Source organism: Staphylococcus simulans (genome assembly GCF_002994445.1).
Lineage (GTDB): Bacteria > Bacillota > Bacilli > Staphylococcales > Staphylococcaceae > Staphylococcus > Staphylococcus simulans_B.
Genome location: NZ_MRZJ01000009.1, coordinates 1 through 24,495, shown reverse-complemented (window position 1 = coordinate 24,495; position 24,495 = coordinate 1). Strand labels below are relative to the sequence as shown.

The window sequence follows — 24,495 nt, the reverse complement described above, 5'->3', positions numbered from 1 at the left end:
GTTACTAAATTAGTAACGCAGTTACTTTTGTTAGAAAGATAACTTATTCGTTGTTCACCACATTTTTATAAAAATATAATTAGAAAAATTTTAGTACATCCTTTTGATAAAATTTCTTTACATGCTTCAAAAGTTAATATATAATTTTGCTTATCTTAAGAGCGAGGTACTAACATATGCGTTAGTTAATCCTGTAATCCTATTTCAATAAACCAGAAAATTCACCTGCTGCTGTCAATTTGTCTCGCTCTTAAGTCCTTATACAGTAGGCCTATCTTTCTGGCTGCCGCCCTGCTTGGGCGGCTTTTATTATATTCATAGACAAAACAAAAAGGCCCAATCACAAAGCAGATGCCTTGTGATCAGACCCTCAGAATAGAATGTCTAGCATTAAGAAAAACTTAATACTAGTAGTGGATATGTAGTTTCTTTCGAAACTGCATGCTAAAATCTTAGCATTACCGCAATTCTTTTGTCAATCTAATATTTTAATTTTTGTATCGAGTTTAATAACGCTTTTGTCTCATTAACAAAATATTTACACTTATTGCTTACAATATGTACTAAAAAACAAAATTATGGAACATATTTCGTTGTATAATTTCGAAGTTTCAGAAGCTTTCACGCGTAATTTTTCTTCAAAAGTTCAAACAATGTACTTACCTTATGTTTAAAGGGTTCATTCAATGTTTACCACTTAGAATTGTCAAACTATTTTAATTTTTTCTTCAAAAAAGTATTTACAAGCTTCAAAAATCATTCTATAATTCGAATATCTCATGAGGGAAGCTAAAAACTCCTCTTTAACAATCTTCTTTTCTCTTGTGAGTCATACACCTTTGTATTCATAGCTAAGATGACTAATAACAGTGCTCAAAAATAATACAAAAAGTGTGTCAGTAATGACACACTCTACACACCAAAGAAAGGAGTGCTGATTTATGATTAAAGATTTTAAACATTTTATAAAGCGTATCCGCAAACATAACTTCTGTTATTTGCAGCCGCTTAAATACTTACTTTTACTAGAGCTTTCTAGTATCATTCTACTTATATCACTGCTTTTTGAGCAGCACCTTCTCAATAAATTATTATGTAATTCATTAAACGTAACAGAAAAAAACTTGCCTCGGGGTGTTTATTATGAATTTTAATTATCATTTTTTAGATTATGACTTCGTAGAAGACAAAGACAAACTAGATGAATTTCTAAATGCGAATTGTTTATATGATCATCCCTACCATCAATTCACTGCATTAACAAATGCAATAGACAACAGTAATTTAGAATTGCAGGATAAGAAATGTCTTAAAATAATGCTCACATATCTGCAAAAAGAATACCCTTTTGATATTATCCAAAAGCTTGATTCAGAAGTTATAAATGTCACAAAGCTTAAGAATGCTTCGTTTAAGTCCGCATATTATACTAAAATCGGTCAATTAGATATCAAGGTACCAGAACACCTTTATACTGTATTCGATCCAGAAATCATGCACAATTATGAATTGCCGCATGCGGTGATGCTGACGTACTTGCTTGATAATCACATCAATGGCCTTACTTTAAACAAAGCACATGATGCGATATTCAACTTCTGGGGTGCATCGGTTACTAAAGATGCTGTCCAAGTAATGAAAGACCATTTGAATAAAGTTGTTGCCCCTTGGCGCTGCCGTTCATATTCTGAATCGCACTACTACTTCTTGCATGCTGACATGCTTAAAGTCCCTGTGTTTAAAGGTGACGAAATCGATTTTGCTAATTTATATACAATCACAGGTATCGATAAGAACGGCCGACAAAGCATCTTAACTACACGTCTCTCATTCGAAACAGAAGCAAAGGTATGGAAGTCTCTGTTTAAAGAACTGTTTGATAGAGGGTTGAATGAACCCCTATTGCTTTCAGGCGGTGTATCTGATGATTTAAAAGCAGCTGCACAAACTTACTATCCGAAGATGAAATATCAAATCTGCTCGATAGCAATGCGTACTGCGATCAAAAATGAATTTGATAAGCAATTGAATACAGATCAGCCTATAGACCCGAATCTGCCCGATGTATCTAAACGGGCACATAAACTGGTCACTGCACTATACCATCACAGAACGGATTACAATATCAATGTCCAATTGAAAGAAGAACTGATTCAGTTGACCGACGGTCAACCGCAATATCAATCAGGCATCGCGCTATTAAATCGTTACTTTGAGGATTGTTTCACTTATCTGTCATTACCTTTAAGACCTAATCAAAACTACACCCTTACAAGCAACAATGCGCAAAAAATAAACAATGAAATCAAGCGTAAGAACGAATGCCCGATGGTCTATGCAAGTATTGAATCTGCTGAAACAGCTATTAACTGCCACATGATGTATTTAGAACAAGAAATGTTCTTTAAAACACTGAAACTTGCAGTTAGAGACTAACAAATTAAATTAAAAATCAAAGGACTGCTCGTTGAAATTTCGAGCAGTCCACACTTCTATAATTCATTATATTTTTTATTTGAGTCTTTGCTTTTCTCAACAGGATACTTGATCGCATTCTTCTTCAGTTTTTGTCTGATAATGTCATCAATATCCATATCCAGGTTATCCGCAATCATATAACTGTAAATGAGAACATCTGCGAGTTCTTCTGCTATGCGCTCACGTTTTGCATCATTGACCTCTTCAGGTTGTTTCCACTGATACAGTTCTAAAAGCTCAGAAGCTTCTAGTGATAATGAAATTGCTAAATCCTTTTCATTATGAAAAGGGCGCCAATTACGCGCATTGCGAAAATCATTAATTTCTTGAATCAGTTGTTCTGTATTATTCATGATCTATACCTCCGTTTGCGGCACGTTTAAGTTCGTTTTGCAGGGCTTCGTCAACTGCGTAAATATATAAGCCATTAACGCCGCGTGTTAATAAGACGTTTAATTCATTCTTAAGCAATTCTTCTGTGAATTTAGCTTTAGTGTTATCTGAGAGCGTTCTATTTCTAGTTGCTTTTTTATTATAACTCTCTGAACCATCAAAAATAATTTTACCATTTCTGAATTTCACAGACGGACCAATAATCACACCTGCATAATTTAAATCAAAACCTTGTATGGTAAATGTTGAACCCACTTCATCGATAGTTTGACTTTGCTCAGGCCAAGATAAATATTTTTCTCGTCTTTGGACTTTAAGTTGACTATTCCAAGGCATACTCCATTCACCAATACTTACACGCCAATAATCCGAGTCCTCAGGCTTGTTGCTGCTATACTTCCAATCATAAGTCGCAAGCAAGCGTGAAATACCAGATTCTTGAGATCGAGCTTTATTTCGTATTGCTTGTTCTAATTGTATAGGTTGATCAAATACTTTAATGTCATACTTTTCATCTTCAGGTATATTATTTATGCTTTGTTTATCTATAAGACTACGAATCCAATTGACAGTGTCTTCATTACTATTGATACGCATTTGATTATTAAGCTGTATGTGATTACTATTTGATTTAGTTTCCTTGATCATTTTTTCTAACTGATCTGCTTCTATCACTTGTTCAGTACTTAAGATTTGGTTTCTATCAAATACCGCAACAACAACCTTAGCACGTTCAATCAAATCATTGAGCTGGTTCTTACCGCGATAAGATTGCTTGCCTTGTGTCCATAGTAAATGCGCCTCATCCACGATTACAACATCAACCTTATCTTCTGGGCTGCGTTGATTAATAAAACTCGTAGGCTTATTTACAATAGCTTGTTTTTTATCTTTCTCGTCATAAAGTCCTAACTTCTTAGCGATTTCTTGATAGACCTTTAATTGTTCATCATGATTTACAAGCAAGTAAACATTCAAAGGTTGATTGTCATTTTCTTCTAAAGCATCACGCTTCAAATCAAAAAACAAACTGCTCATTAATACTGTTTTGCCAGACCCCGCTTCACCTTCTACCAACACTAACTGTTCTTCTAAATGATTATGTAACGCTACTTTAATCTTCCCTATAATCATTTCTTTCGCTATATTTTGTTCTCGCGTCAATTTATGGAATGGAGAAGCTTTGAATATCGCTGAATCTCTAATAATACTTTCAACTGGAAACAGGATATCATTCTCTTTGTTAAGCTCTTTCCAAATATCTGTAAAAATCGTATCTAATTGATCAGAAGTATAATACTCATTCTGCTGATTCGTTCTACTATTAAAGATTTTTTCGATACTTTGGACACTCGATAAATATTGCATTAGTCTATTCTCTATATCCAACGTTAGAGACTTATTGAAATAATAATGACCGATCACATACATATTTGAAGTTAACGATAATGAAAAGTCTTGCCAATATACTTTCATTCTCGCATCCGTATTAATATGAGTCGAGGTACGTCCTCTTATATCAGACGTCTCCCCTACATATACCTTAAAACCATCTTTTTTCTCCTGACTATTGATAATATAGACAGTTGGGTAACTCAACAGATACTTCTCATCATCAGAATGTCGCCACATATTCACAGAATCATTCAAATCACGCATCGAATACCTTATGTTCCTTACTATAGGTTTCCGCTTCCTATTCATGTTAATCACCTATCGCACCGTGTAATTATTGTAGTAATGATTTACTACAATGGTATTTAAGATAATTATAGTTGTCGATGATGAGGAATACAATGGTTATAAACCTTTACTTGTACAATTACAAACATGGAATATATCATTTTCACTCATTGATTTTCAATAAAAGTAAGTGATATGCTTTATTATAAAATAAGTGGAAACATTTACTCATCGTATGTTCGGAAGATTTTATATTGTATCGCCTCTGCGTCAAACACTTTACTTATCATATCTTGAACATCTTTAAATTCACTATGATTTTTATAAGGATCTACAATGAAAGCCTGTGGTTGATCGCCTTCTATATCGTAAATGCGTAATATAAGATAGTCACCTGGGTTTTCGTAAATAGAGAATAATTCATTCAGAGATATATAATAAGGCTCAGTTTTATCTTTTGACTTAGTTGTTTTAACCTCTATATATTTCTTTGTTGGATTTTTCATATCAAATGGATCAAATGCTTCCATATCGTAACCAGCACCATGATTCTTACCCATTGAAGTATCTATAAGTTTATAAAACTCTTGTTTTTTCTCTTCATCTTTAACTTTATCTTCTATCAATTGTTTAAAGTACTTGTATGCTAGTTCTTCCCCGATATCACCCGTTAATTTTTGTTCTCTGTTAGCTTCTTCTATTTCACTATCTTTAACTTTCTTGGCACTCACCTTTTTCTTTTTACTGTATTTTGTTGTTGTAGGAGGATCAACCATAGCTAAAGTCGTATTTTTGTTTTTTTCTCTTATTTGTTTTATCTTTTGTTCATCTGCTTTTTCATTTAATCCGTGAAGCATTGAGTCATAAAATTCTCTTGTAACTTTCTTAGCTAGATCATCATAAATATCAATAAAATTATTTAAGTCTCTATGTAGCTCTTCATTATCTAATTCATCAAACGCATAATATTTATAGACAATTGATGTAAGTGCATAGCCTGATGGAAGACCTTTTGCAATGTCATATGTGCTATCTCCATTTTTACTATAATAAAATCTCCCTTTCTTATAATCGTTATCCTCAACATATTTCAGCATTTCTTTAGATAACACAAGTGCATTCTCTTTTGCTTTTTTGTTATATATCTTGTTTATCGCTTTCCACCCTTGTTCTAAAACAAGATAAACCCCTTTACCTTCAGGATGGAATAAATAGACGAGATAATAACCTTCTTGTGTTGTAGTACTTATTTCAGGATTAAAAATTGCAACCCAAGGAACATTACTGTAATTGCCTGCACCAACACTACCACCGATCTTTTTGTCTTCAATATTAAAATTCTTCTTTATATATTCTGTTAATTGTTTATCAACCAGATTTTTATATTTCTCTCCTTTGTCCCATTGTTTTTTTGAACTAATTGATCTATCTAAAATTTCCTTCTTTAATTTCAACGCTTTTTTAATCATTTCTTTCATGTTCATCCCACCTGTATGATAAATTATTGTTTCTGTTTCAAATCTTCATACTTACGCAACACAAATTTATTTGACTACTATTATTTATGCCATTATAGCAATAATTTCATATTAAATTAATGTATATACTAAAGATAAATGAATTTACTAACACATACTTACCTCAACATTAAAAATCATTTTTTGTTTCCAATGTAAATTATTTGAATATTGCGAATACATTAAGTAGAATAAACTTAAGCTAAGTAAGCGCTTACATTTTTAGTTTGTTTTTTCTATTCATTTGTTGTAAAGGGGGCGATAATTTGAAGCAATATGATTTAGTGATCATTGGTGCTGGTCCTGGCGGTTATGTTTCAGCTATACGTGCATCACAATTGGGATTAAAAACAGCAATCGTTGAAAAGCAATATTACGGGGGAACTTGTTTAAACGTAGGCTGTATTCCATCTAAATTACTTTTAGAATATGGTAAGAAAGTTCATAACATTCACCTTTCTAACTCTTGGGGTATTAACACAGGAAAATTAGACATCGATTATTCAAAGTTATCTTCTAGGTCAAAGAAAGTAATTTCACAACTAACAGGCGGTGTTGAACATCTGCTTAAATCAAACGAAGTTGACCTTATTAAAGGTGAAGCAATTGTGCATGATGGCCTTACTATTCACGTAGATGACCAAAAGCTCCAGGCCAAAGATATTATTCTTGCGACTGGCAGTACTCCTTTTGTTCCTCCTATTTTCGGCTTAGATAAAGTGAAATATCATACTACCGACACTATTTTTAACATGCAATCACTTCCTAAATCATTAGCTGTCATCGGTGGCGGTGTGATCGCAACTGAAATTGCATCCTCAATGGCAGACCTTGGTGTCGAAGTCTCAATCATTGAAATTGCTGATGATATTTTACTTACTGAAACTGATGAAATCCGTTCTATTTTAAAAGCACATTTAGAATCCCAAGGTATTAATGTATTAACGCAATGCAATATTAGTAAAGTTACTCAAAGCCAAATTGAATTAGAGCATCAAGACTCTGTAAATTTTGACACTCTCTTAGTAGCAACTGGTCGAAAGCCTAACCTTCAAGTTGCTGAAAACCTGAATTTAAAACAAAGTAATAAGGGCTCCTTTATAGAAGTGGATGAGACTTATCAAACAAGTATTCCACACCTTTATGCTGTAGGCGACTTGATCGATAGTTATCAACTTGCACATGCTGCAAGTATTGAAGGCATCACAGCCGTTGAAGCAATAGCTGGTCTAAAACCTACCCCTGTGAATAAAGAAATGATACCTCGATGCATTTACACACGCGTTGAAGCTGCATCTGTTGGTCTTTCTCAATCACAAGCAGAGGCACAAGGTTATAAAGTTAAAACTGTTGAAGCACCGTTTCAAAGTAATGCCAAATCAATGATTGAAGGTGAAACTGACGGTTTTATTCAACTAGTGATTGATACTCGATATGGTGAGATTCTAGGTGGTTTTATTACAGGTCCGAATGCTACTGAATTAATCGGAGAGCTGCTAGGTGTCAAAGTCTCGGAAGGAACGATTGAAGAATTATCTCAAGTGATTCAGCCGCACCCTTCCCTGCTTGAAGTTATGGGGGAAGCTGCAGATGACTACTTAAAGAAAGCAATTCATAAGCAGTAATTTTCTATAAGGGGGAATTAGTTATGGATAAAGAAAAAGCACGCTGGATTTATAAGACAATGAATGAAATTAGAAACTTTGAAGAAACGGTACATGAAATCTTTGGTAAAGGTGAAATCCCTGGTTTCGTTCACTTATACGTAGGTGAAGAAGGTGTTGCTACTGGAGTCATGTCATTGTTAGAAGATGATGATTATATTACAAGTACACACCGTGGTCATGGACATGCTATCGCAAAAGGATGCGATTTAAATGGTATGATGGCTGAAATTATGGGGAAAAGAGACGGCTTAGGTCACGGTAAAGGCGGATCCATGCACGTAGCCGAAATTGATAAAGGTATGCTCGGCGCAAATGGTATCGTAAGCGGCGGATTTGGTTTAGCTACTGGCGCTGGTATCTCACTTCGGAATCAAGGTAAAAACAATGTGGCAGTCTGTTTCTTCGGTGATGGTGCTGCCAATGAAGGCAACTTCCACGAAGGATTAAACTTTGCGTCTATTTTAAACTTACCTGTGATATTCGTTTGTGAAAATAACCAATTCGGTGAAGGTACAACACATAAATACGCAAGTGCTTCAGAAACAATTGCTGAACGTGCAAGTGCTTATAATATGCCAGGTGTCTATGTAGACGGTATGAACGTTGTAGAAGTTTATGAAGCTGCTAAAGAAGCAGTCGAACGTGCTAAAAATGGTGATGGCCCTACGCTTATCGAATGTGACACATATCGTAAATTCGGGCACTTCGAAGGTGATGAGCAAAAGGTTAAATCCAAAGATGATCGCAATGCTGATCGTAATCCGACGGAAGAATTCCGTAAATATGCGATTGAAAACGACTTATTAACTGAAGATGAAGCAGATGAAATTGAAGAGGCAGCCAAGAAAGCAGTACAAGACGCTGTCGAGTTTGGTGAAAACAGTGAATTACCTGATTTAGATTCATTATACAAAGATGTATTTGCTTAAGTTAAAGGGGGACTAACAATGAGTGAAAAACGTGAAATTACATTTATGACTGCCATTAATGAAGCCATTGATTCTGCAATGCAGCAAGACGAAAATGTTATTTTAATCGGTACTGATGTTGCTGGCGGTGCAGATGTTGACCACTTGCAAGACGATGACTCATTCGGCGGTGTTTTCGGTGTAACTAAAGGTCTTGTGAAAAAATATGGAAGAAATCGTGTCATTGATACACCTATCGCAGAACATATCACACTGAGTTCAGCAGTCGGTGCTGCTGCTACTGGTTTACGACCAATTGCTGAATTAATGTTCAATGATTTTATCGGATTCGGCTTAGATCCGATTTTAAACCAAGGCGCAAAAATGCGTTATATGTTTGGAGGAAAAGCGAAAGTCCCTATGGTACTTCGAACAGTTCATGGAGCTGGCGCTGGTGCTGCAGCACAACACTCTCAAACACTTTATAACATTTTTGCTAGTATACCAGGTGTTAAAGTTGTAGTACCTTCCAATCCTTATGATGCTAAAGGTTTATTATCAGCAGCAATCCAAGATGATAATTTAGTTGTCTTTTCTGAAGACAAAACTTTACTCAGCATGAAAGGCGAAGTACCTGAAGAAGAATATACTGTAGAAATTGGTAAAGCTAACGTAGTTCAAGAAGGTGAAGATTTAACAATTGTTGCTATTGGTAAAATGGTTCAAACTGCTTTAGAAACTGCAGAACAATTATCTAAAGATAATGTTTCAGCTGAGGTAATCGACTTGCGCTCCATTTCTCCATGGGATGAAGAAACAGTTTTAGACTCTGTTAAGAAAACTGGACGCTTAATTGTAATCGATGAATCAAATCCTCAGTGCAACATTGCAGGAGATGTCGCTTCAGTCATTGGAGATATCGGCTTTGACTACTTAGACGGACCTATTAAAAAGGTTACTGCACCTGATACACCAGTACCTTTCGCACAAAACCTTGAACAAGCTTATATTCCTAGTGTTGATAAAGTGTTAGATGTAGCAAGTGAACTTATTGAAGACTTAAAACAAGTAAAATCTTAAGCCAAGGGGGTGGAATAGATGAGCACAAATATTATGATGCCAAAACTTGGAATGACTATGAAAGAAGGCACAATTGAAGAATGGCATGTACAAGAAGGCGATGTTGTCAGCAAAGGTGATATCGTAGCCTCGATCAGTTCAGAAAAACTGACACAAGACATCGAAGCGCCTGCTGACGGTACAATATTAAAAATCACTGCTCAAGCCGGCGAAGATGTAAAAGTTAAAACACCTATCGGCGTGATCGGCGAAGAAGGTGAAACTGTTGAAGATTCACTTGATACAGATCAAAAGGCAGAGGCAGAAAAGACAGAAGAAGCGTCTGATGACAAACAGAAGAATAAAAAAGAAGTTCAATCATCTAAAGCAGATGAACAACTTACTCATAATCAAGGCGATAGAATTTTCATCTCCCCTCTTGCTCGCAATATGGCAGATAAAAACGACTTAGACATCACACGTATTAAAGGAACAGGCGGAAATGGAAGAATTACAAAACTTGATGTTCAGCGTGTACTTGAAAATGGTTTAGATAAAAAAGCTGAACAAACTGAATCTGCAGCCGTTGCATCCGCTTCTTCTGCTTCGATTGGAGAAGGTTTGAATCCTATGCGTAAACGCATTGCTCAAAATATGCGTCAAAGCTTAGACCAAACGGCACAACTTACGTTACATCGAAAAGTAACTGCAGATGCTTTATTATCATTTAAAGAAAAACTATCAAAAGAGTTAGAAGACGCTGGACAAGAAGTAAAACTATCAGTCACTGCATTGTTGGCTAAGGCTGTTGTACTCGCCCTTCAAGAGTATCAAAAGATCAATGTCAGATACGAAAATGGTGAACTTAAGGAATTTGACGAAGTGCATCTAGGCATTGCTACTTCATTAGAAGACGGACTCATGGTCCCAGTTATCGAAAACGCAGATGGTAAAAGTATCGGTGCACTAGCAAATGAAATTAAATCATTAGCTAATAAAGTGAGAAATGGCGAAACAGATGATATTGCATTATCAGGTTCCACATTCACTATTACCAATATGGGAGCAAGCGAGATAGAGTACTTTACACCAATATTGAATGTTGGAGAAGCGGGTATTCTCGGAGTCGGTTCAATGCAATCTGAAGTCGTTATTCAAGACGGAAACGTCAGACAAATACAGCGTCTGCCTTTCAGTTTAACATTCGATCATCAGTTGCTAGATGGCGCAGATGCTGCTGAATTCTTAAAAGTTTTAGCTAAATATATTGAAAATCCATATTTATTAATCTTATAAATTGCAAAACAGGGATGCGTATCATGTAAGATCGCATCCCTGTTTCATTTTGCTTTTTTATTTATCTTTCTTCAAGAGGCGTAATGTCGACCACTTCATTAACTTTCTTTAATTCATTATTAATTAAAGCATAGCCATTAATTAAACACTGTCCTTTATTTAGAGAAGCCAGTTGTTCTTCAATACGTTGCCTAGTATTTTTATCAGTTGCCATCGTCTTACTCACACTAACTATTTGGTCTTCTGGTGGAGCGAAATGAATTTGTAATGCCGCATTATATAATGCATCAGTTTCTCCCCCAGCATTTTTAATAGAACTAATAGATTGGGTTGCTAACCAAGATGACCAGCCAAATTTACGTCCTTCTTTAAGAATTTTTGTAGTTGGCGAAGAAGTTTTGTGATTTAGATTTTGCATCTCATCCAGTAATACTGGTATTGGATAGTTTTTGTTTCCTTCTCTTTCGGTAAAATTATACAAGTCCCATAATAAGAATTCTGTGATAATTTTTTGGATTTCTGGACTATATCCTTTCAACTGAAAAATATTTACATCTCCATTGAAATTAAATATATCTTTCCAGCTGAATGCATTGTCTTTATAAGCAAATGGATCTTTATTTAACAAATTGCTTATTCTGCCATGCAATGTCAAAGCATGGTTACTTTCATCTTCTAATAGTCTTTGTTTAATTATTCCAAAAGTAAGATCTTCATCAAAAATATCTAAACCACTTCTGATATGCTCTTTTAGTAAACTGCTTTGTTGAATACCTAAACTAAATACAAAATCGACAATTTGAACTACCCTATCAGCAATATCATCATTTGTTTCCTCGATAACTAAACCGCCTAGATCAATAGTATTACGTTTGAATGGGTTTATTGGTAATTTATCTTTATAAATATATTTAGGCTTAAGATGATCTTGTAATTTTTCAACAAACTCATCCTCTAATTGCGGAACCAAGAAACCATCAGTATAATCTACAACAAGACTGTCAATTTTATTTTTGGACATTTCATATAAAAGGCATTGCATAAAATATGTCTTTCCTTGGCCTGATTTGCCGCTAATTAACAGATGTCTATTAGGTAAACCTTTATCTCCGTATTCCCAATAAGATTTTTCAGTACTGCCGTGAATATTACCTAATAAAATTCTTTTCCCATCAACTTTATTAATTTGTTCGCTATTTTCAAGTTCTTCATGATTCTCTTGATCAGGAATAAAAGTATCATTCATAGAATCATTTTTGATAGTTCCATTAACATCTTCTGATGGATCTCCTGTCTCTTGATTAATCGTCTTTAATTCAGACTCACTATCATCTATTTGATATTGTGATTCATTCTCTTCTCTGACTTCTATATCCTCATTTTCCATTCTATTATAGTCAGTATTTTCTTCTAATAAGTTTAATGAAATACCTCTTTTACCACCCTGGATTTCTTCTTTTAGGACTTCATATCCTTTTTCAGCATCGATATATGCATCCCTTTCAGTTAGATGCAATTCTAAGATATTACTATTCGGTTGCTTTAATACTTTTCTAAAGCTATTACCATCAGTAAAGTATACCGCTGCGCCTTTGGCAATTGTATGGTTAAAGGTATTACTGAAGTGAATTTTATTATTTAACACATCTGTTTTATGTTGTAGCATTTCAATCTTATTTTCATCTTGAATAACGCCGTTATCTATAAACTTCTTCAAATTTCCAAAATATATATTTGCGAAAAAGAGTCTATAATAATCTCTTGTGAATGATAATTCATCTTCATTTATTAGTTGTTTATTTAACACCTTGTATAACTCTGACACTTGAATTGATGCCTTAGTCATAACTGAAGAATCATTTTGTCCTACTTTCACTTCAGCTGGCAGTAAATAAAATACACCTTCATTTTCTTCATTGATCTCAAAGCCAATAAATAACAAGTCATCAGAAATCGATCCTTTATGTTTTAACTCTTTTGCTGAAAAAATATCAGTACTCGCGTCTAACCCTTGTTGTCTACTTACTCTGATGATTTCTTCTAAAGAGACCGGTATCCATGTAATTGAACTTTTATCCAGTAGCGATAATAGTGTTTTATAAGCAGCAATTATGCTTAATTTTTCCCTTACCTTATTATCAACATTATGACTGCGGCTATTTCGAGTACCTATAATAGATAATAACCATTCGCCGTTTAAAATATTAAACGAACGAATAATAGACTCCATATTCTCAGGATGAAAATCAACATTAACCTTAGCTAAAAATTCTTTCAATACATTCTCATATTGTGATGTGTTGTTAGTAACAGTAATTGACTCATAATTAAACGATGAAGTTTGATCATTGTAATGAATAACATATAGTTCATGTTCACTATCATTAAAATAAGATAAATCTACTGAAGGATCTATAAAGGTAACCCAGTTTGATGTATCAAATATTGGTTGTAAATTTTGCTCTGATAAACTAATAACATTATTTGCTATAACTTCATTTCTCTTAAATGGATTCAATCGTTTATTCTGATTGTTAGATACAAAGCTGTTCCAAAGTTTTGCACTATTTACTAGCGTGCTATGTGAAGTAAGGCCATTAACACCAAAACCTGATACAAAGCTATTTCCCAATTCTGTATACGTCAGATCCGATAACAATCCATTATTAGCAATAGAACTGTTCAACTTATTAAAATCATTTATACTAAACTGTGGCTTTTGATAAAAATTCAGGAATGTTATATGGAATAAATTATCATTTTGATTAAAGAAGATGTTCACCTTGTCCTTTAATGCTTTTATAACATCTTCTTCCTCATTATTATTTCTAACTTTGCTCGGTACTTTGATTCCAAGCATTTCAACTAATTCTTTATAATTACTGATGTTGTAAAATTCTTCAAATAATATGTCGTTGTTGCGGTTAGTATCCTTATATCTATTTTCTGATGTATTATCAATAAATACATTTATCGGATTAATAAGGCTTATATACTGGCTATTAGAGAATTCATTAAAGATATATTCACATACACCTTTTAATATCATCTTATAGTCATCTACATCAATAAACCTAGTATTCAATGCGAATTCATCACTTATGTTAAACAGATATTCGAAGTGTGTCTTAAAATCATTTAATCTAGACTTGATAATTAAACTCATTTTTTCAGCATTTGTTTTACTTTTCGAAGTATATTGTTTATAAATGATACCTCTAGGATAGTCGTCTTCATTATTTGAGAAATAATAATGTTCTTCATCGACAAAATACGGTAATAACCCCGCTGGATTATATTTTTTTATAATTTTTTCAGGTAACTTGTTGTCTTGAATAGCTTTAGATTTTTGAATTTCATATCTAAGAATCAATGGATGTAATGGGGTTAAGTATAACAAGTCATTTCCCTTAATCATGCCAACTTTATGAATGTTTTGAGTTTGAATATCAACAATCTTTTCATTATCTCTTAATTCATCTAACTCATTTTCAAATAAAGAACAATATTTTTCAGCGCTTTCCAATAATTCGTTATCCAAATACACTAAGCTAGGCAATGAGTTTCTCTTTTTTATCTCCTCAACTAAATTATCATACGCTTCTATAAGTTCAGGCTTTAAATCCAACCTCTCACCATAAAAGCTTTCGCTAGTTAGTATTCCATACATAAAACCATTGTTGATCATTTCTTCTTCAATGTTCAGTATCTTTTTAAAAGCAGCAAAAGGATAGTATTCACTATTACCTTGAATTACTTTTCCTTTTTCATTTTCCATTGAGATTTTTTTATTATATAATTCCTTCATCAAAAAGCTTCCTGAAACAGGAACCGGCTTTTGTGTAACCTCATTCAACTTCACCTTATAGAAGACATTATTAATTAATAGTTGAATATAAATGTTATTTTCATCTTCTGAAATCAGTTCATTAAATTTAAATACGTTATTATATTCAATATTAAATGCCTGACCGTTTTCTTTTACAACAGCTTCTTTAAATTCTGAATCATTTAATACTAGTTCATTTTCTACATCTTTTACTGATACTTCTACCATTTTAGTTTTTGTATCATATTTTAACGTATAGTTAGTTCTTAGCTTTTCAATTAAATGGCTTTCAAAGTTAACGATAAGTATTCTGAATTTAAAAGTTAAGGACGTGTTATTTTTATGTTTATAGCTAAATTCCAGGTAGTAATCATCGTTATCATTAAAGTTCGCAGTGTTTATTATAATATTATTTTTGTTACCTTTCATTTCGATCTCTATTTTAGAGTTATTCGTAAGATTGAAGAGTTTTTGTCCACGTTTAATGATTGAATTAGTATCTATTTTAATATTATTAGAAAATGGAAGCTTTATTCTCTCTATTGCGCTGTTTTTTCTAAAGATGATTATACTACGTTCTCGTCTTTGTACTCTGGTTTTTCCTTTTGGTTTATCCCATACTTCTATATTTTTAAATTGTTTTAAAAAGTCTTCTTCAAGATAATCCATATCAACTTTTTTTAATTTGTCCATTGCCTCTTTACTGTTTTTTACAGTTTCAAAATCCATTTCGTACCAGTCGTCTTTGGCAAGTTCATTCACGACACTGTCTCGATCAAAGTTCTCCTCTAAACTTTCTCTTGGGTTTCCTCGATCATGATAATAATTAACATCGTCAAATAATGTTTTATTAGTTTCTAGTCGTGTTTGTATCTCTTTATCGGCAAATGTATCTATTTGTTTATCTTCAAAAAGCCCTAGTTGATGATAGTTTTCTTTATTGATAGATCCTTGTTCTATAATACTGAAAACCGCTTCAAAATCCATCAGTGTATATTTAACCAATTCATCATCGAAGGTATTTTCTATTACAAAGTTCATAATTATTTTTTCGTGATCTTTTAGATTGTTTTGTGTGTTTTCAACTTGCTTTTTTAAATTATTACGCAACGTACGTGTATGGAAGGGCGCACCTTGTTTAGCTAAATCAAATGCACCCCCTGTTATACTATCGAGATCCTCGTTTATCACAAATATTACTATTGAGTTTTCCCATTCGTTCTCTTGTAAAGACACTTTATTACGAATAGTTACTAAGAAATCATTTTTCACACCTTGTTTGGCAAATACAAAAATCGCATTTAACCCTTGAACATCTATACTTTCAGTTGTAAATTGAAACTCTTCACTTTTAAATGTTTTTATTTTGTTCGACTCAGAATTGATGATTGCATTTTGCAATTTTTCAATTTCTTTCTCGCTATTTAAAATTAAATAATACCTATCACCTTCATTAAGGGTACTGTGTTCTAAAAATTCTACGAGCTTACCACTTAAAAAATTATAGTATTGGCTTGACATACTTAGCCTCCCCGCTGTCACTTTTCTTATCTAAAATATTCATTCTTTCATATAACTCAACAATTTCTTCTTTAGAATATCTATCTAAAAATACTCCACGTTTCTCAAATTCAACAAATACATCTCTTATAATCATTTTTTATCTTTAACTATTAATGCTGTTAACAAAATAATCAATTCTTTTCTAAGTGTCAGTACTTTCCCTAGTTGCCCTCTACGTTTCAAGAAATATAAGTCACCTATCTCTTCAATCGGTTTAGGAAAACGAGATACTGTTTCACTCGGAAGATCTTTGACTAGCCAATCCCTAAACATTGAAATTTTACTTTCTAAATCAGAAGGTAAGATTTCATTTCTATCAGTAGAAACCTTATATTTGTCTAGAAACTCTTTAAACTCAGCATTTAGATCTTCTTTACGATTATCTTCCATATTTTTAATATCTTGTATTGAGTGAAATTCATTACTTTCAATCAGTTCGTTCAAATATCCTATTAAGTTGTCATTAGCTTGAATATTTTTGTATGTTTTTTTCAATAAATTAAAGCCACTTTTATTAGTTATTCTTGTACTTGTTATTTTTTCTGAGTCTAATGTGTAATATAACTCAAAAACGCGATCATCATTAATGTTAAGTCGATCAACTTTTAGCACTGTTTGCATTAAAAACTGGAAATAATAAAATGCAAAAAACAAGCTCATATTTTTTATAGCAAAATCCTTATGTTTCAATAAATAAGACAAATCTTCAAACCTTTCTCTAAGAATATCTCCAGAAATTACGACAAAGTTATTATCCACCTCTGTACTATTCATTTCACCTAGAGAATCTATTAATAAATCTTCAACCAAATTAGAAGTTGACCGATCATTAATAAATTGTTTCCATTCATTATGGTTATTTAAGTCAAAGATTCGACATAAGAATTTTGCAATATCGATTTCACCCTTTTTTTCATTGTTTTCACTCACAGCATAATAATTGAGCAGATAAGGGTGGTTAAAAGCTTTTATATAAGACTGATCAAACATATTTGAAAGAAATCGAATCTTTTCTTCTTCGTCCATTTCTTCACCATTAATCAACTGAACACTGTCAATGTTTTCTGCAATATTTTCAATAGTATATTCATCTTTTAAATAAATCGGATTCCACCCAATACTTATTCTTGATAAAGCACCTATCACCGGGTCAAACCCTTGTGAAAATTTAGCCCTTTCTGGATTCCTTGTAAAAAAGGGCAAAATTTTATGTTCAAAATTTCTTTTGAAACTAGGTTTACCTTCATTTAACTTCAATTTGTTTATTAATTGTGCACTTAACTCTGCCATCTATCTTATCTCCTTAATTTCATATCCTAAGAAGCCTTTTTGCACTTCAAATTTCTTATTACTCTCTACAAGACTTACAATTGTTTTTTCTTTAGAAACTAAGTTATTCAAAATATTCTCTACAAATTCTGAGAAAACTACTGCATCTTTTTTATCCTTGGATTTAAGAACATATCCTTTTTCAATTTTGCATAGAAGTTTGTACAGGTTATAGTCGATTACTATTTCCATACTTTTTCCATTAACATTTATTCCAACTTTAATCGTATAATGATCAGTAACTTTGATATATTCATGCTTGTATTTAAGTTCTAATCCTATTCTCATCTTAGAGTTAAATTCAAAGTTTTCGTTGTAAATAAATCCTGTTTGCGGGCTTCCATTCCAGTGATATATAGCTTTTTGGATTTTTAACAATATCGATTTTTGTGAGGCTTTATTTGTTTCCACATCCCTTAGCAATTGCAGAAATTCAATATATTCCTGATTATCATAATCTTTATGATTAAAAAGGTAATGTAACCTAATAAGCATTTTAAATCGTCTTATATGCTTTAATCCTTCAATCAGCATGATATATTCTTCTATAAAGCTATATACTTTCTCACCAAAGAAATGTTGACATTTACCATAAAAATCTAAAGCATTATATAATTCAACATTAAGTTTATCTATCTTATAATTCTGAATATTACTTGGATCTTGGCTACTTATAGACTTTAATAAAGGGGACCTGTCCGCACTTTCAAACAATAAGTTCATTAATAGGTTATTATTTTCTTTATTGTTATCAGGAACTATAATATCGTGTATAAAGTTAAAAAGTGCTCTGGTTGAGATAATTCTTTTATTTTCAATTTGGATCTTTATGAGTAGGTGAATTACTGCGCTTTGCACTTCTTTGTTTAACATTAATTTGTAGTTTTTATATAAACTTTCAGATCTGTTAAAGCCATCATCTTGAATAAAAGCAGCATAAATTGGGTTGTTTAGCTCTTTTTTAAACACCTTATCCATTAATTGATTGTAAAAATCACTATAGATTCCATTTTCGTCTATTTCAAAAGGCTTTTCACTTAAAAATGAGACAATAGATACTTCTTCGTTATCCTTTTCATTTATATCAGACGTACTTTCTGAAAAAATATTTGTCTCTTCAATTATCTCTCCTAAATAAGATATATCAGAAATTTCAGAAAGACTTTCTGTTAATTTATGTAGCATACCTATATTTATAGCGATTATTATTTTTCCATCTTCATTCTTATACTTCTTAAATATTTCAATGAGTGTCTCTTGAGCTGTTCTATAAGGATTGTCACTCTCTGTGGCATCATTATAAACAGTTGTTCCGTCCAAAAGTTCAGGATGGTTTTTATTTAAATGTGCAAGTAAGTGTGATTTACCGTCCCCTACTGAACCCACTAAAAGAACAATTCCTGATCCTTTTTCATTTAATTTTTTTATCGTGTTTATTAATCGTTGTCCTATTGGTCTATCAATATGCATATACTCATTAAACTTTGTAAAGGACTGAGAGTTTACTATTGATTCTCTTGAAGTAACACTTAGATGTTTCATGATTTCTTTAAATCGATCACTAGCTATACTAGATTTATTATTAGTATATTTTATCAATCTGTCTAGCTGATTTTTGATAGTTTGAATGCTGTGAGTGTCATTAAATTTATTAAAATCTGCTATCCCTGTTTTAATATTTCTCATTATTTCTAAAGTTGTATTATCAATGCTATTTTTCATTTTTAATTGTAAAATTTCTTTATTGAAGTCCGCTATATTGACGTTACTAATTTTAGTTGCTTTTAGATGTATTCCATTTTTTCTTAAAGACCAAAATAAATTTTTTTCTAGTTCTTTTAATTCAACCAATTCATTCTCTCCTTCAAACATATGCATTTCTATCTTTTATTTTAAACTATATTTCAACATCTTAGTAGTAAATTATTGTTGATTATAAGCATATTACTGTAATGAGGTGCTCTATATTATTATCCTTTATTTCTAATTAGTAGACTATGTAACCTTTCACTCAATAATTAAACCTTAATACATTTTTTAGTAACTTTTCTTTGTCTAATAAACATTTACCACTTTCAATCAAAGCTATGTTATTTATATCTCCCAATATCTTGGCTTACAAATATTTACTTATTAACAATTAAACCTCTGTAATCACAAGAGCCATGTACTTCTGTAGTTTCTTACACAAAGTACATGGCTCTTGTTTGTTATATTATTCTGTTAGTTTCTAAAATATCCCTTTTGTCTTAGTGCTTTCTTTAATTTTCTCATAGCGTTCTTCTTTCTATAGCTGCCACAGGATTTGGAGCAACCTTCTTCACGAGATATTTGTGCTGTTGGTGTGGCTTCATATCCATTTAATCCAAAGTATCTTTCTAATAATTTCCATTCTGATTCAGTTAAATTCTCTTTAGCGATACGTTCTACATCTTCATACAGAATCTTACTTACGACTGTAGTTTCAGTTGAATGGCTTAAGTCTACATCTAGAAAGCCTAAGGCATGTTCAATACACTCTTCTTCTTGAATTTTTTCGTATTCTGCATCTAAAGAAATTAATCCTTTAAAATGAGTATGATAATACCCTCGCAGCTCCATTAATTCATTTTCACTTATTCTCATTTGTTCAATAAGCAATTGATCTAACTCATTTGAGAGTAGATATGGATTTCGAACCATAATAGTACTCATCTTGTTGAGTTTCGTCATCTTTTCGGCTGGAAGTTTAATAGTTGTTCTATTGGCCGAAATTGCCTTAAGCATCAAGAAGTTGATATTGCTGAATAAGTAACTAGAAAATTGATATTTTTTATCCATATCAAATCGCTCGATCGTATAGACGATTCCCATATTTCCTATTGAAATCAAATCGTCTATATCCGTTATCGTTCCATTAGCAAGTTTTAATAACCTTCTTGCAAAATAACAGACACTTTTGCGATTGACGTATATAAGTTTTTCAGTCAAACATACCTTTCTCTTTTCATCAGTACAATCTTTTAATTCTGCTAAATATTCCATATTGTTATGATAGGTATCAGCTTTGGAATATTGTTTTTTCTTAGTAGTTGTTGTGATATCTTTATGATTTTTCATTGTTGTCTCTCTCTATCAATTTTTTTATATTACCTGTTTTTATTTTGCTATTTTAGTATTATTCGCCCATTTGAAAATCACACTCCATCCTTGAATTTGAATCAGCTATTGGAAATTCATCAACTCTCTTTCTCTTATTAATTATCCAATTTTATTTTACGGCATAATCTACTGATTTTCCTTTACTAAATAAGTAAAATAAATGCTTTAACCTCTTCACTTTCTTACTCAATAGAGTTACAATGAGTTCATTCACGCAATATTCTGATTATTGTGAATATATTTTAATAGGAGGAGATAACTATGAATCAAAGACAACATTATTGGAAAGATTGGCGATTACATACTTTAGTATTAGCCATTGTTGTTGTTTGTGAACTCATCGGACCGTTCGATATTCCACTTGGAGTAACATCAATTTTATTATTACCTGTAGTTTATGGAGTTGTCTTAGGTTTATTAGCTTATTTCACTCCTTTAGTCAAAAAGAAACAGGCAAAGAACTCTGAGCCTATGGTATTTATTTCGGTGGCCATTTTGATTGCGAAATTTGGTACAGAAGCTGGCCCTGCATTACCGAAAATCATTGCGGCAGGTCCTGCTTTGATTTTGCAGGAGTTAGGTAACCTTGGAACAATTTTCTTATCTTTGCCTTTAGCAATTATGTTAGGACTTCGTCGTGAATCAATTGGTATGACGCATTCAATTGGACGTGAAGCCAACATGGCTTTGATCACAGAGAAGTTCGGCATTGAATCGCCTGAATGGCGCGGTGTCATGTCTATGTACATCTTTGGTACAATTTTCGGTGCTATTTTCTTCAGTATCTTTTCAGGGCTTATCGCTTCTGTTCTTCCGCTACACCCACTGGCATATGCTATGGCAACGGGTGTCGGCAGTGGAGTTATGTCTGCAGCAGCAGTAGGTCCTATTATTGAAATGTTTCCAACTTATGCTAGTGATATCAAAGCCTTTTCTGGTGTAAGTAATCTTTTAACATCAGTAACCGGATTATACATGGGTATCTTAATCGCATTACCGTTAACGATCCGTTATTACAATGGCGTTATGAAACTCAAAGCAAAGATTAAACGAAACGTACCAGAAAAGAGGGATACTCATGAAACTCACATCTAATATTATTAATTGGTCTTTGACGCTTGTAGTTGTTGGAATTATCGCAGTGATCAGTAATTGGATTGGTCAAAACATTATGCCTGCAAAGGCTGTACCAGGAGTACTTGCATTGATGGGCATTGCTTTGATAGGTATGATTCTTCAGCAATTAATCCCGCTTAATATTCCTAGCATTGCTTATATAGGGATTTTGGCACTAATCTTAACAATTCCTGGAGTGCCGACGGCACCTTACATTGTCAGTTGGACACATAACGTAGAACTGATGGCACTTGCTACACCTGTCGTTGCTTATGCTGGAATTTCTATCGGAAACTCTTGGACTGATTTTGCTAAACTGGGCTGGAAGACCATTGTAGTAGGAATGGTTGTTTTAATGGGAACTTATGTTGGCTCAGCAGTAGTTGCGCATATTGTTTTGAAGCTGCAAGGCATTATCTAATACAAACCAATGATTTTACCTTATATGTAAACGAAAGTCGATTGTCTCGTCGGCTTTCGTTTTTTATAATGACTACACCACTAATTCAAACTGCTTACTCTCTATAAACACAAACCATCTAATATTCTAATGATAGAGAGGTACTTATTTATGAAAGTCACATATGTCGCTATATATTATAAAAATGATCCAAAGCTTGAAGGAAAATACTTCTTTGTAGATTTTGATGTAGAATCCTTACACGAATTAATGCCGCCGATTGAAATGCTGCCGGCTGAAGATTGTTTAGGTTTTGCTTTAGCAAAGTACAAAGAATTAGGGCTGCCTTTACCAAAAGCAGCACCCATTGAATTAATATTTTTGAAAGACACATTTTATTATGAGAAAAAAGCCATAACGATTGAACTCAATGAGTATGCAGGAACGAAAAAGAGAAAGCCGAAGAAATTCATTCCTGAATGGCTCTACCAATTTGAAATGAGTGAACACGAAAGATTTTGTATTAAAAGAGAAAGAGAATGGCAAAGACAGGCTATAGATGAGCTTATGAACACAGAATTTGAAGGTAAACATGCAGGATTCATGTCTGGCAGACCATGGCTGCCAAGAGCCTCAGAAACACTTTATACGGATGAGTTAAATTTACATTAAAAAGAAGCCTCCTTATGCAGACACATACGTGCGCTAAGGAGGCTTTGCTTATGCATTAGTAAAATTAGAGAGATATTTACTATACATAGGTCATAACAAATTATTTATTTTCTTTTGAGTCTTTTTTACGACGATTAAATAAGAACACACTACCTAATGCCGCAAATAGTCCGCCGAATAATGTTGCATTACCAGTTGAGTTACCTGTATCAGGTAATTCTTTAGATTCTTGTGTTTTAGCTGGTTGTTCCTTAGCAGGTGCTGTAGGTTGTTCAGCATCTTTAGACACCGCTGGTGTGTCTACTGAAGATTTAACTGGTTCACTTGGTTCTTCTGGCGTATTTGGTTGTACCGGTACTTCAGGTTGTTCTGGTTGTTCCGGTGTATTCGGTTCTTCCGGTATTTCCGGTTTCTCTGGTTGTTCCGGTGTATTTGGTTCTTCCGGTACTTCTGGTTTCTCTGGTTGTTCTGGTGTATTTGGTTCTTCCGGTACTTCTGGTTTCTCTGGTTGTTCTGGTGTATTTGGTTCTTCCGGTACTTCTGGTTTCTCTGGTTGTTCTGGTGTATTTGGTTCTTCTGGTATTTCCGGTTTCTCTGGTTCAACCACTGGTTTATAGAAGCCGCTGTCGATTGTGAAGTCGTCTGCGTTATCTACTACTACTTTCACTGTTGATCCATCTGAATCTAACGCTTTGTCTCCAACATTTACTTTTGTACCTTCATAACCTTCTGGTGTTTCAAATGTTACTGTGTACTCTCCGTTGTATAGACCTGTGAATTTGTAATTTCCGTTTGCATCTGTTGTTGTTTCTGTTGTTGTGCCTGCTTTATCTGTCAACGTTACTTTTACGCCTTCAATGCCTTTTTCATTTGAGTTTTGTACACCATCTTTATTACTATCGTCCCATACTTTATCTCCGATTGTGTATGTTGCTGGTTCTGGTTGTGGTTCAACCGTCGGTTTGTAGAAACCACTGTCGATTGTGAAGTCGTCTGCGTTATCTACTACTACTTTCACTGTTGATCCATCTGAATCTAGCGCTTTGTCTCCAACATTTACTTTTGTACCTTCGTAACCTTCTGGTGTTTCAAATGTTACTGTGTACTCTCCGTTGTATAGACCTGTGAATTTGTAATTTCCGTTTGCATCTGTTGTTGTTTCTGTTGTTGTGCCGTCTTTATCTGTCAACGTTACTTTTACGCCTTCAATGCCTTTTTCATTTGAGTTTTGAACACCGTCTTTATTGCTGTCGTCCCATACTTTATCTCCGATTGTGTATGTTGCCGGTTCTGGTGTTGGTTCAACCGCAGGTTTATAGAAGCCACTGTCGATTGTTTTGTTATCTGCGTTATTGATTGTCGCTGTTGTTTTAACACCGTTTGAATCTAGTGCTTGATCTCCAACATTTGTTTGAGTTGCTTCGTAGCCTTCTGGGGCTGTGAA

15 protein-coding genes and 1 pseudogene are annotated in these 24,495 nt (G+C 33.3%); 8 read left to right on the top strand and 8 right to left on the bottom strand.

All coding sequences use genetic code 11. From position 1 onward, the window contains the following. Positions 1–1,143 precede the first annotated feature (1,143 nt). Complete coding sequence (locus C7N65_RS10355) at positions 1,144–2,436, top strand: transposase (RefSeq protein ID WP_105994399.1); 1,293 nt, start codon at positions 1,144–1,146, stop codon at positions 2,434–2,436. A gap of 56 nt (positions 2,437–2,492) precedes the next feature. Here the strand turns inward: C7N65_RS10355 and C7N65_RS10350 are convergent, their stop codons facing one another. The 3 genes from C7N65_RS10350 to C7N65_RS10340 form a co-directional block, all read right to left on the bottom strand. Further along, positions 2,493–2,831: a nucleotide pyrophosphohydrolase gene (locus C7N65_RS10350; RefSeq protein ID WP_105994398.1), complete on the bottom strand. Its 339-nt coding sequence runs from the start codon at positions 2,829–2,831 to the stop codon at positions 2,493–2,495. Then, positions 2,824–4,347, bottom strand: a complete 1,524-nt coding sequence (locus tag C7N65_RS10345; protein ID WP_415918798.1) for a DNA/RNA helicase domain-containing protein — start codon at positions 4,345–4,347, stop codon at positions 2,824–2,826. The genes C7N65_RS10350 and C7N65_RS10345 overlap by 8 nt, the downstream gene beginning before the upstream one ends. Before the next feature lie 431 nt (positions 4,348–4,778). Next, complete coding sequence (locus C7N65_RS10340) at positions 4,779–6,032, bottom strand: MrcB family domain-containing protein (protein ID WP_158698119.1); 1,254 nt, start codon at positions 6,030–6,032, stop codon at positions 4,779–4,781. Positions 6,033–6,337: 305 nt separating this feature from the next. On the opposite strand from C7N65_RS10340, the gene lpdA reads away from it, so the two are divergent. The 4 genes from lpdA to C7N65_RS10320 are packed head-to-tail and all read left to right on the top strand — an operon-like array spanning position 6,338 to position 11,001. Then, positions 6,338–7,696, top strand: a complete 1,359-nt coding sequence (gene lpdA / locus C7N65_RS10335; protein WP_105994395.1) for a dihydrolipoyl dehydrogenase — start codon at positions 6,338–6,340, stop codon at positions 7,694–7,696. 23 nt (positions 7,697–7,719) lie between these two features. Continuing rightward, the gene (locus C7N65_RS10330) at positions 7,720–8,667 is read left to right on the top strand and encodes a thiamine pyrophosphate-dependent dehydrogenase E1 component subunit alpha (RefSeq protein WP_105994394.1); all 948 of its coding nucleotides are present in this window, start codon (positions 7,720–7,722) and stop codon (positions 8,665–8,667) included. An 18-nt stretch (positions 8,668–8,685) separates the two neighbouring features. Further along, positions 8,686–9,726: an alpha-ketoacid dehydrogenase subunit beta gene (locus C7N65_RS10325; RefSeq protein ID WP_105994393.1), complete on the top strand. Its 1,041-nt coding sequence runs from the start codon at positions 8,686–8,688 to the stop codon at positions 9,724–9,726. Positions 9,727–9,744: 18 nt separating this feature from the next. After that, a complete protein-coding gene (locus C7N65_RS10320; RefSeq protein WP_105994392.1) occupies positions 9,745–11,001 on the top strand; it encodes a dihydrolipoamide acetyltransferase family protein in 1,257 nt (418 codons plus the stop codon). Between the two features lie 61 nt (positions 11,002–11,062). On the opposite strand, the gene C7N65_RS10315 is transcribed toward C7N65_RS10320, so the two are convergent. The 4 genes and pseudogenes from C7N65_RS10315 to C7N65_RS10300 all read right to left on the bottom strand — a co-directional run bounded on the left by C7N65_RS10315 (position 11,063) and on the right by C7N65_RS10300 (position 20,821). Further along, positions 11,063–16,351: a helicase HerA domain-containing protein gene (locus tag C7N65_RS10315; RefSeq protein WP_199790682.1), complete on the bottom strand. Its 5,289-nt coding sequence runs from the start codon at positions 16,349–16,351 to the stop codon at positions 11,063–11,065. Next, a pseudogene (dptG, locus tag C7N65_RS10310) lies at positions 16,332–17,383 on the bottom strand (DNA phosphorothioation-dependent restriction protein DptG). The gene C7N65_RS10315 and the pseudogene dptG overlap by 20 nt, the downstream one beginning before the upstream one ends. A 300-nt stretch (positions 17,384–17,683) precedes the next feature. Beyond that, positions 17,684–19,573: a DNA phosphorothioation-dependent restriction protein DptF gene (gene dptF / locus C7N65_RS10305; RefSeq protein WP_158698118.1), complete on the bottom strand. Its 1,890-nt coding sequence runs from the start codon at positions 19,571–19,573 to the stop codon at positions 17,684–17,686. A gap of 372 nt (positions 19,574–19,945) precedes the next feature. After that, the gene (locus C7N65_RS10300) at positions 19,946–20,821 is read right to left on the bottom strand and encodes a sigma-70 family RNA polymerase sigma factor (RefSeq protein ID WP_105994390.1); all 876 of its coding nucleotides are present in this window, start codon (positions 20,819–20,821) and stop codon (positions 19,946–19,948) included. 303 nt (positions 20,822–21,124) lie between these two features. On the opposite strand from C7N65_RS10300, the gene C7N65_RS10295 reads away from it, so the two are divergent. The 3 genes from C7N65_RS10295 (at position 21,125) to C7N65_RS10285 (ending at position 23,051) form a co-directional block, all read left to right on the top strand. Further along, positions 21,125–21,958 (top strand): DUF3100 domain-containing protein, encoded by an 834-nt coding sequence (locus C7N65_RS10295; RefSeq protein WP_105994389.1) that lies wholly within the window; start codon positions 21,125–21,127, stop codon positions 21,956–21,958. Continuing rightward, positions 21,942–22,400, top strand: a complete 459-nt coding sequence (locus C7N65_RS10290) for a hypothetical protein (protein WP_105994388.1) — start codon at positions 21,942–21,944, stop codon at positions 22,398–22,400. The genes C7N65_RS10295 and C7N65_RS10290 overlap by 17 nt, the downstream gene beginning before the upstream one ends. 150 nt (positions 22,401–22,550) lie before the next feature. Next, positions 22,551–23,051, top strand: coding sequence for a hypothetical protein (locus C7N65_RS10285; protein ID WP_105994387.1), 501 nt, complete (start codon positions 22,551–22,553; stop codon positions 23,049–23,051). Between the two features lie 100 nt (positions 23,052–23,151). On the opposite strand, the gene C7N65_RS12760 is transcribed toward C7N65_RS10285, so the two are convergent. Next, the coding region (locus tag C7N65_RS12760; RefSeq protein WP_234019082.1) for an SdrD B-like domain-containing protein at positions 23,152–24,495 on the bottom strand (1,344 nt) is incomplete at its 5' end.

What these genes read in the sequence shown, in the direction of transcription:
- C7N65_RS10355 (WP_105994399.1), top strand. Translation starts at nt 1,144, where the DNA reads ATGAATTTTAATTATCATTTTTTAGATTATGACTTCGTAGAAGACAAA.
- C7N65_RS10350 (WP_105994398.1), bottom strand. Translation starts at nt 2,831, where the DNA reads ATGAATAATACAGAACAACTGATTCAAGAAATTAATGATTTTCGCAAT.
- C7N65_RS10345 (WP_415918798.1), bottom strand. Translation starts at nt 4,347, where the DNA reads ATGAAAGTATATTGGCAAGACTTTTCATTATCGTTAACTTCAAATATG.
- C7N65_RS10340 (WP_158698119.1), bottom strand. Translation starts at nt 6,032, where the DNA reads ATGAAAGAAATGATTAAAAAAGCGTTGAAATTAAAGAAGGAAATTTTA.
- C7N65_RS10330 (WP_105994394.1), top strand. Translation starts at nt 7,720, where the DNA reads ATGGATAAAGAAAAAGCACGCTGGATTTATAAGACAATGAATGAAATT.
- C7N65_RS10325 (WP_105994393.1), top strand. Translation starts at nt 8,686, where the DNA reads ATGAGTGAAAAACGTGAAATTACATTTATGACTGCCATTAATGAAGCC.
- C7N65_RS10320 (WP_105994392.1), top strand. Translation starts at nt 9,745, where the DNA reads ATGAGCACAAATATTATGATGCCAAAACTTGGAATGACTATGAAAGAA.
- C7N65_RS10315 (WP_199790682.1), bottom strand. Translation starts at nt 16,351, where the DNA reads ATGTCAAGCCAATACTATAATTTTTTAAGTGGTAAGCTCGTAGAATTT.
- C7N65_RS10300 (WP_105994390.1), bottom strand. Translation starts at nt 20,821, where the DNA reads ATGAAAAATCATAAAGATATCACAACAACTACTAAGAAAAAACAATAT.
- C7N65_RS10295 (WP_105994389.1), top strand. Translation starts at nt 21,125, where the DNA reads ATGAATCAAAGACAACATTATTGGAAAGATTGGCGATTACATACTTTA.
- C7N65_RS10290 (WP_105994388.1), top strand. Translation starts at nt 21,942, where the DNA reads ATGAAACTCACATCTAATATTATTAATTGGTCTTTGACGCTTGTAGTT.
- C7N65_RS10285 (WP_105994387.1), top strand. Translation starts at nt 22,551, where the DNA reads ATGAAAGTCACATATGTCGCTATATATTATAAAAATGATCCAAAGCTT.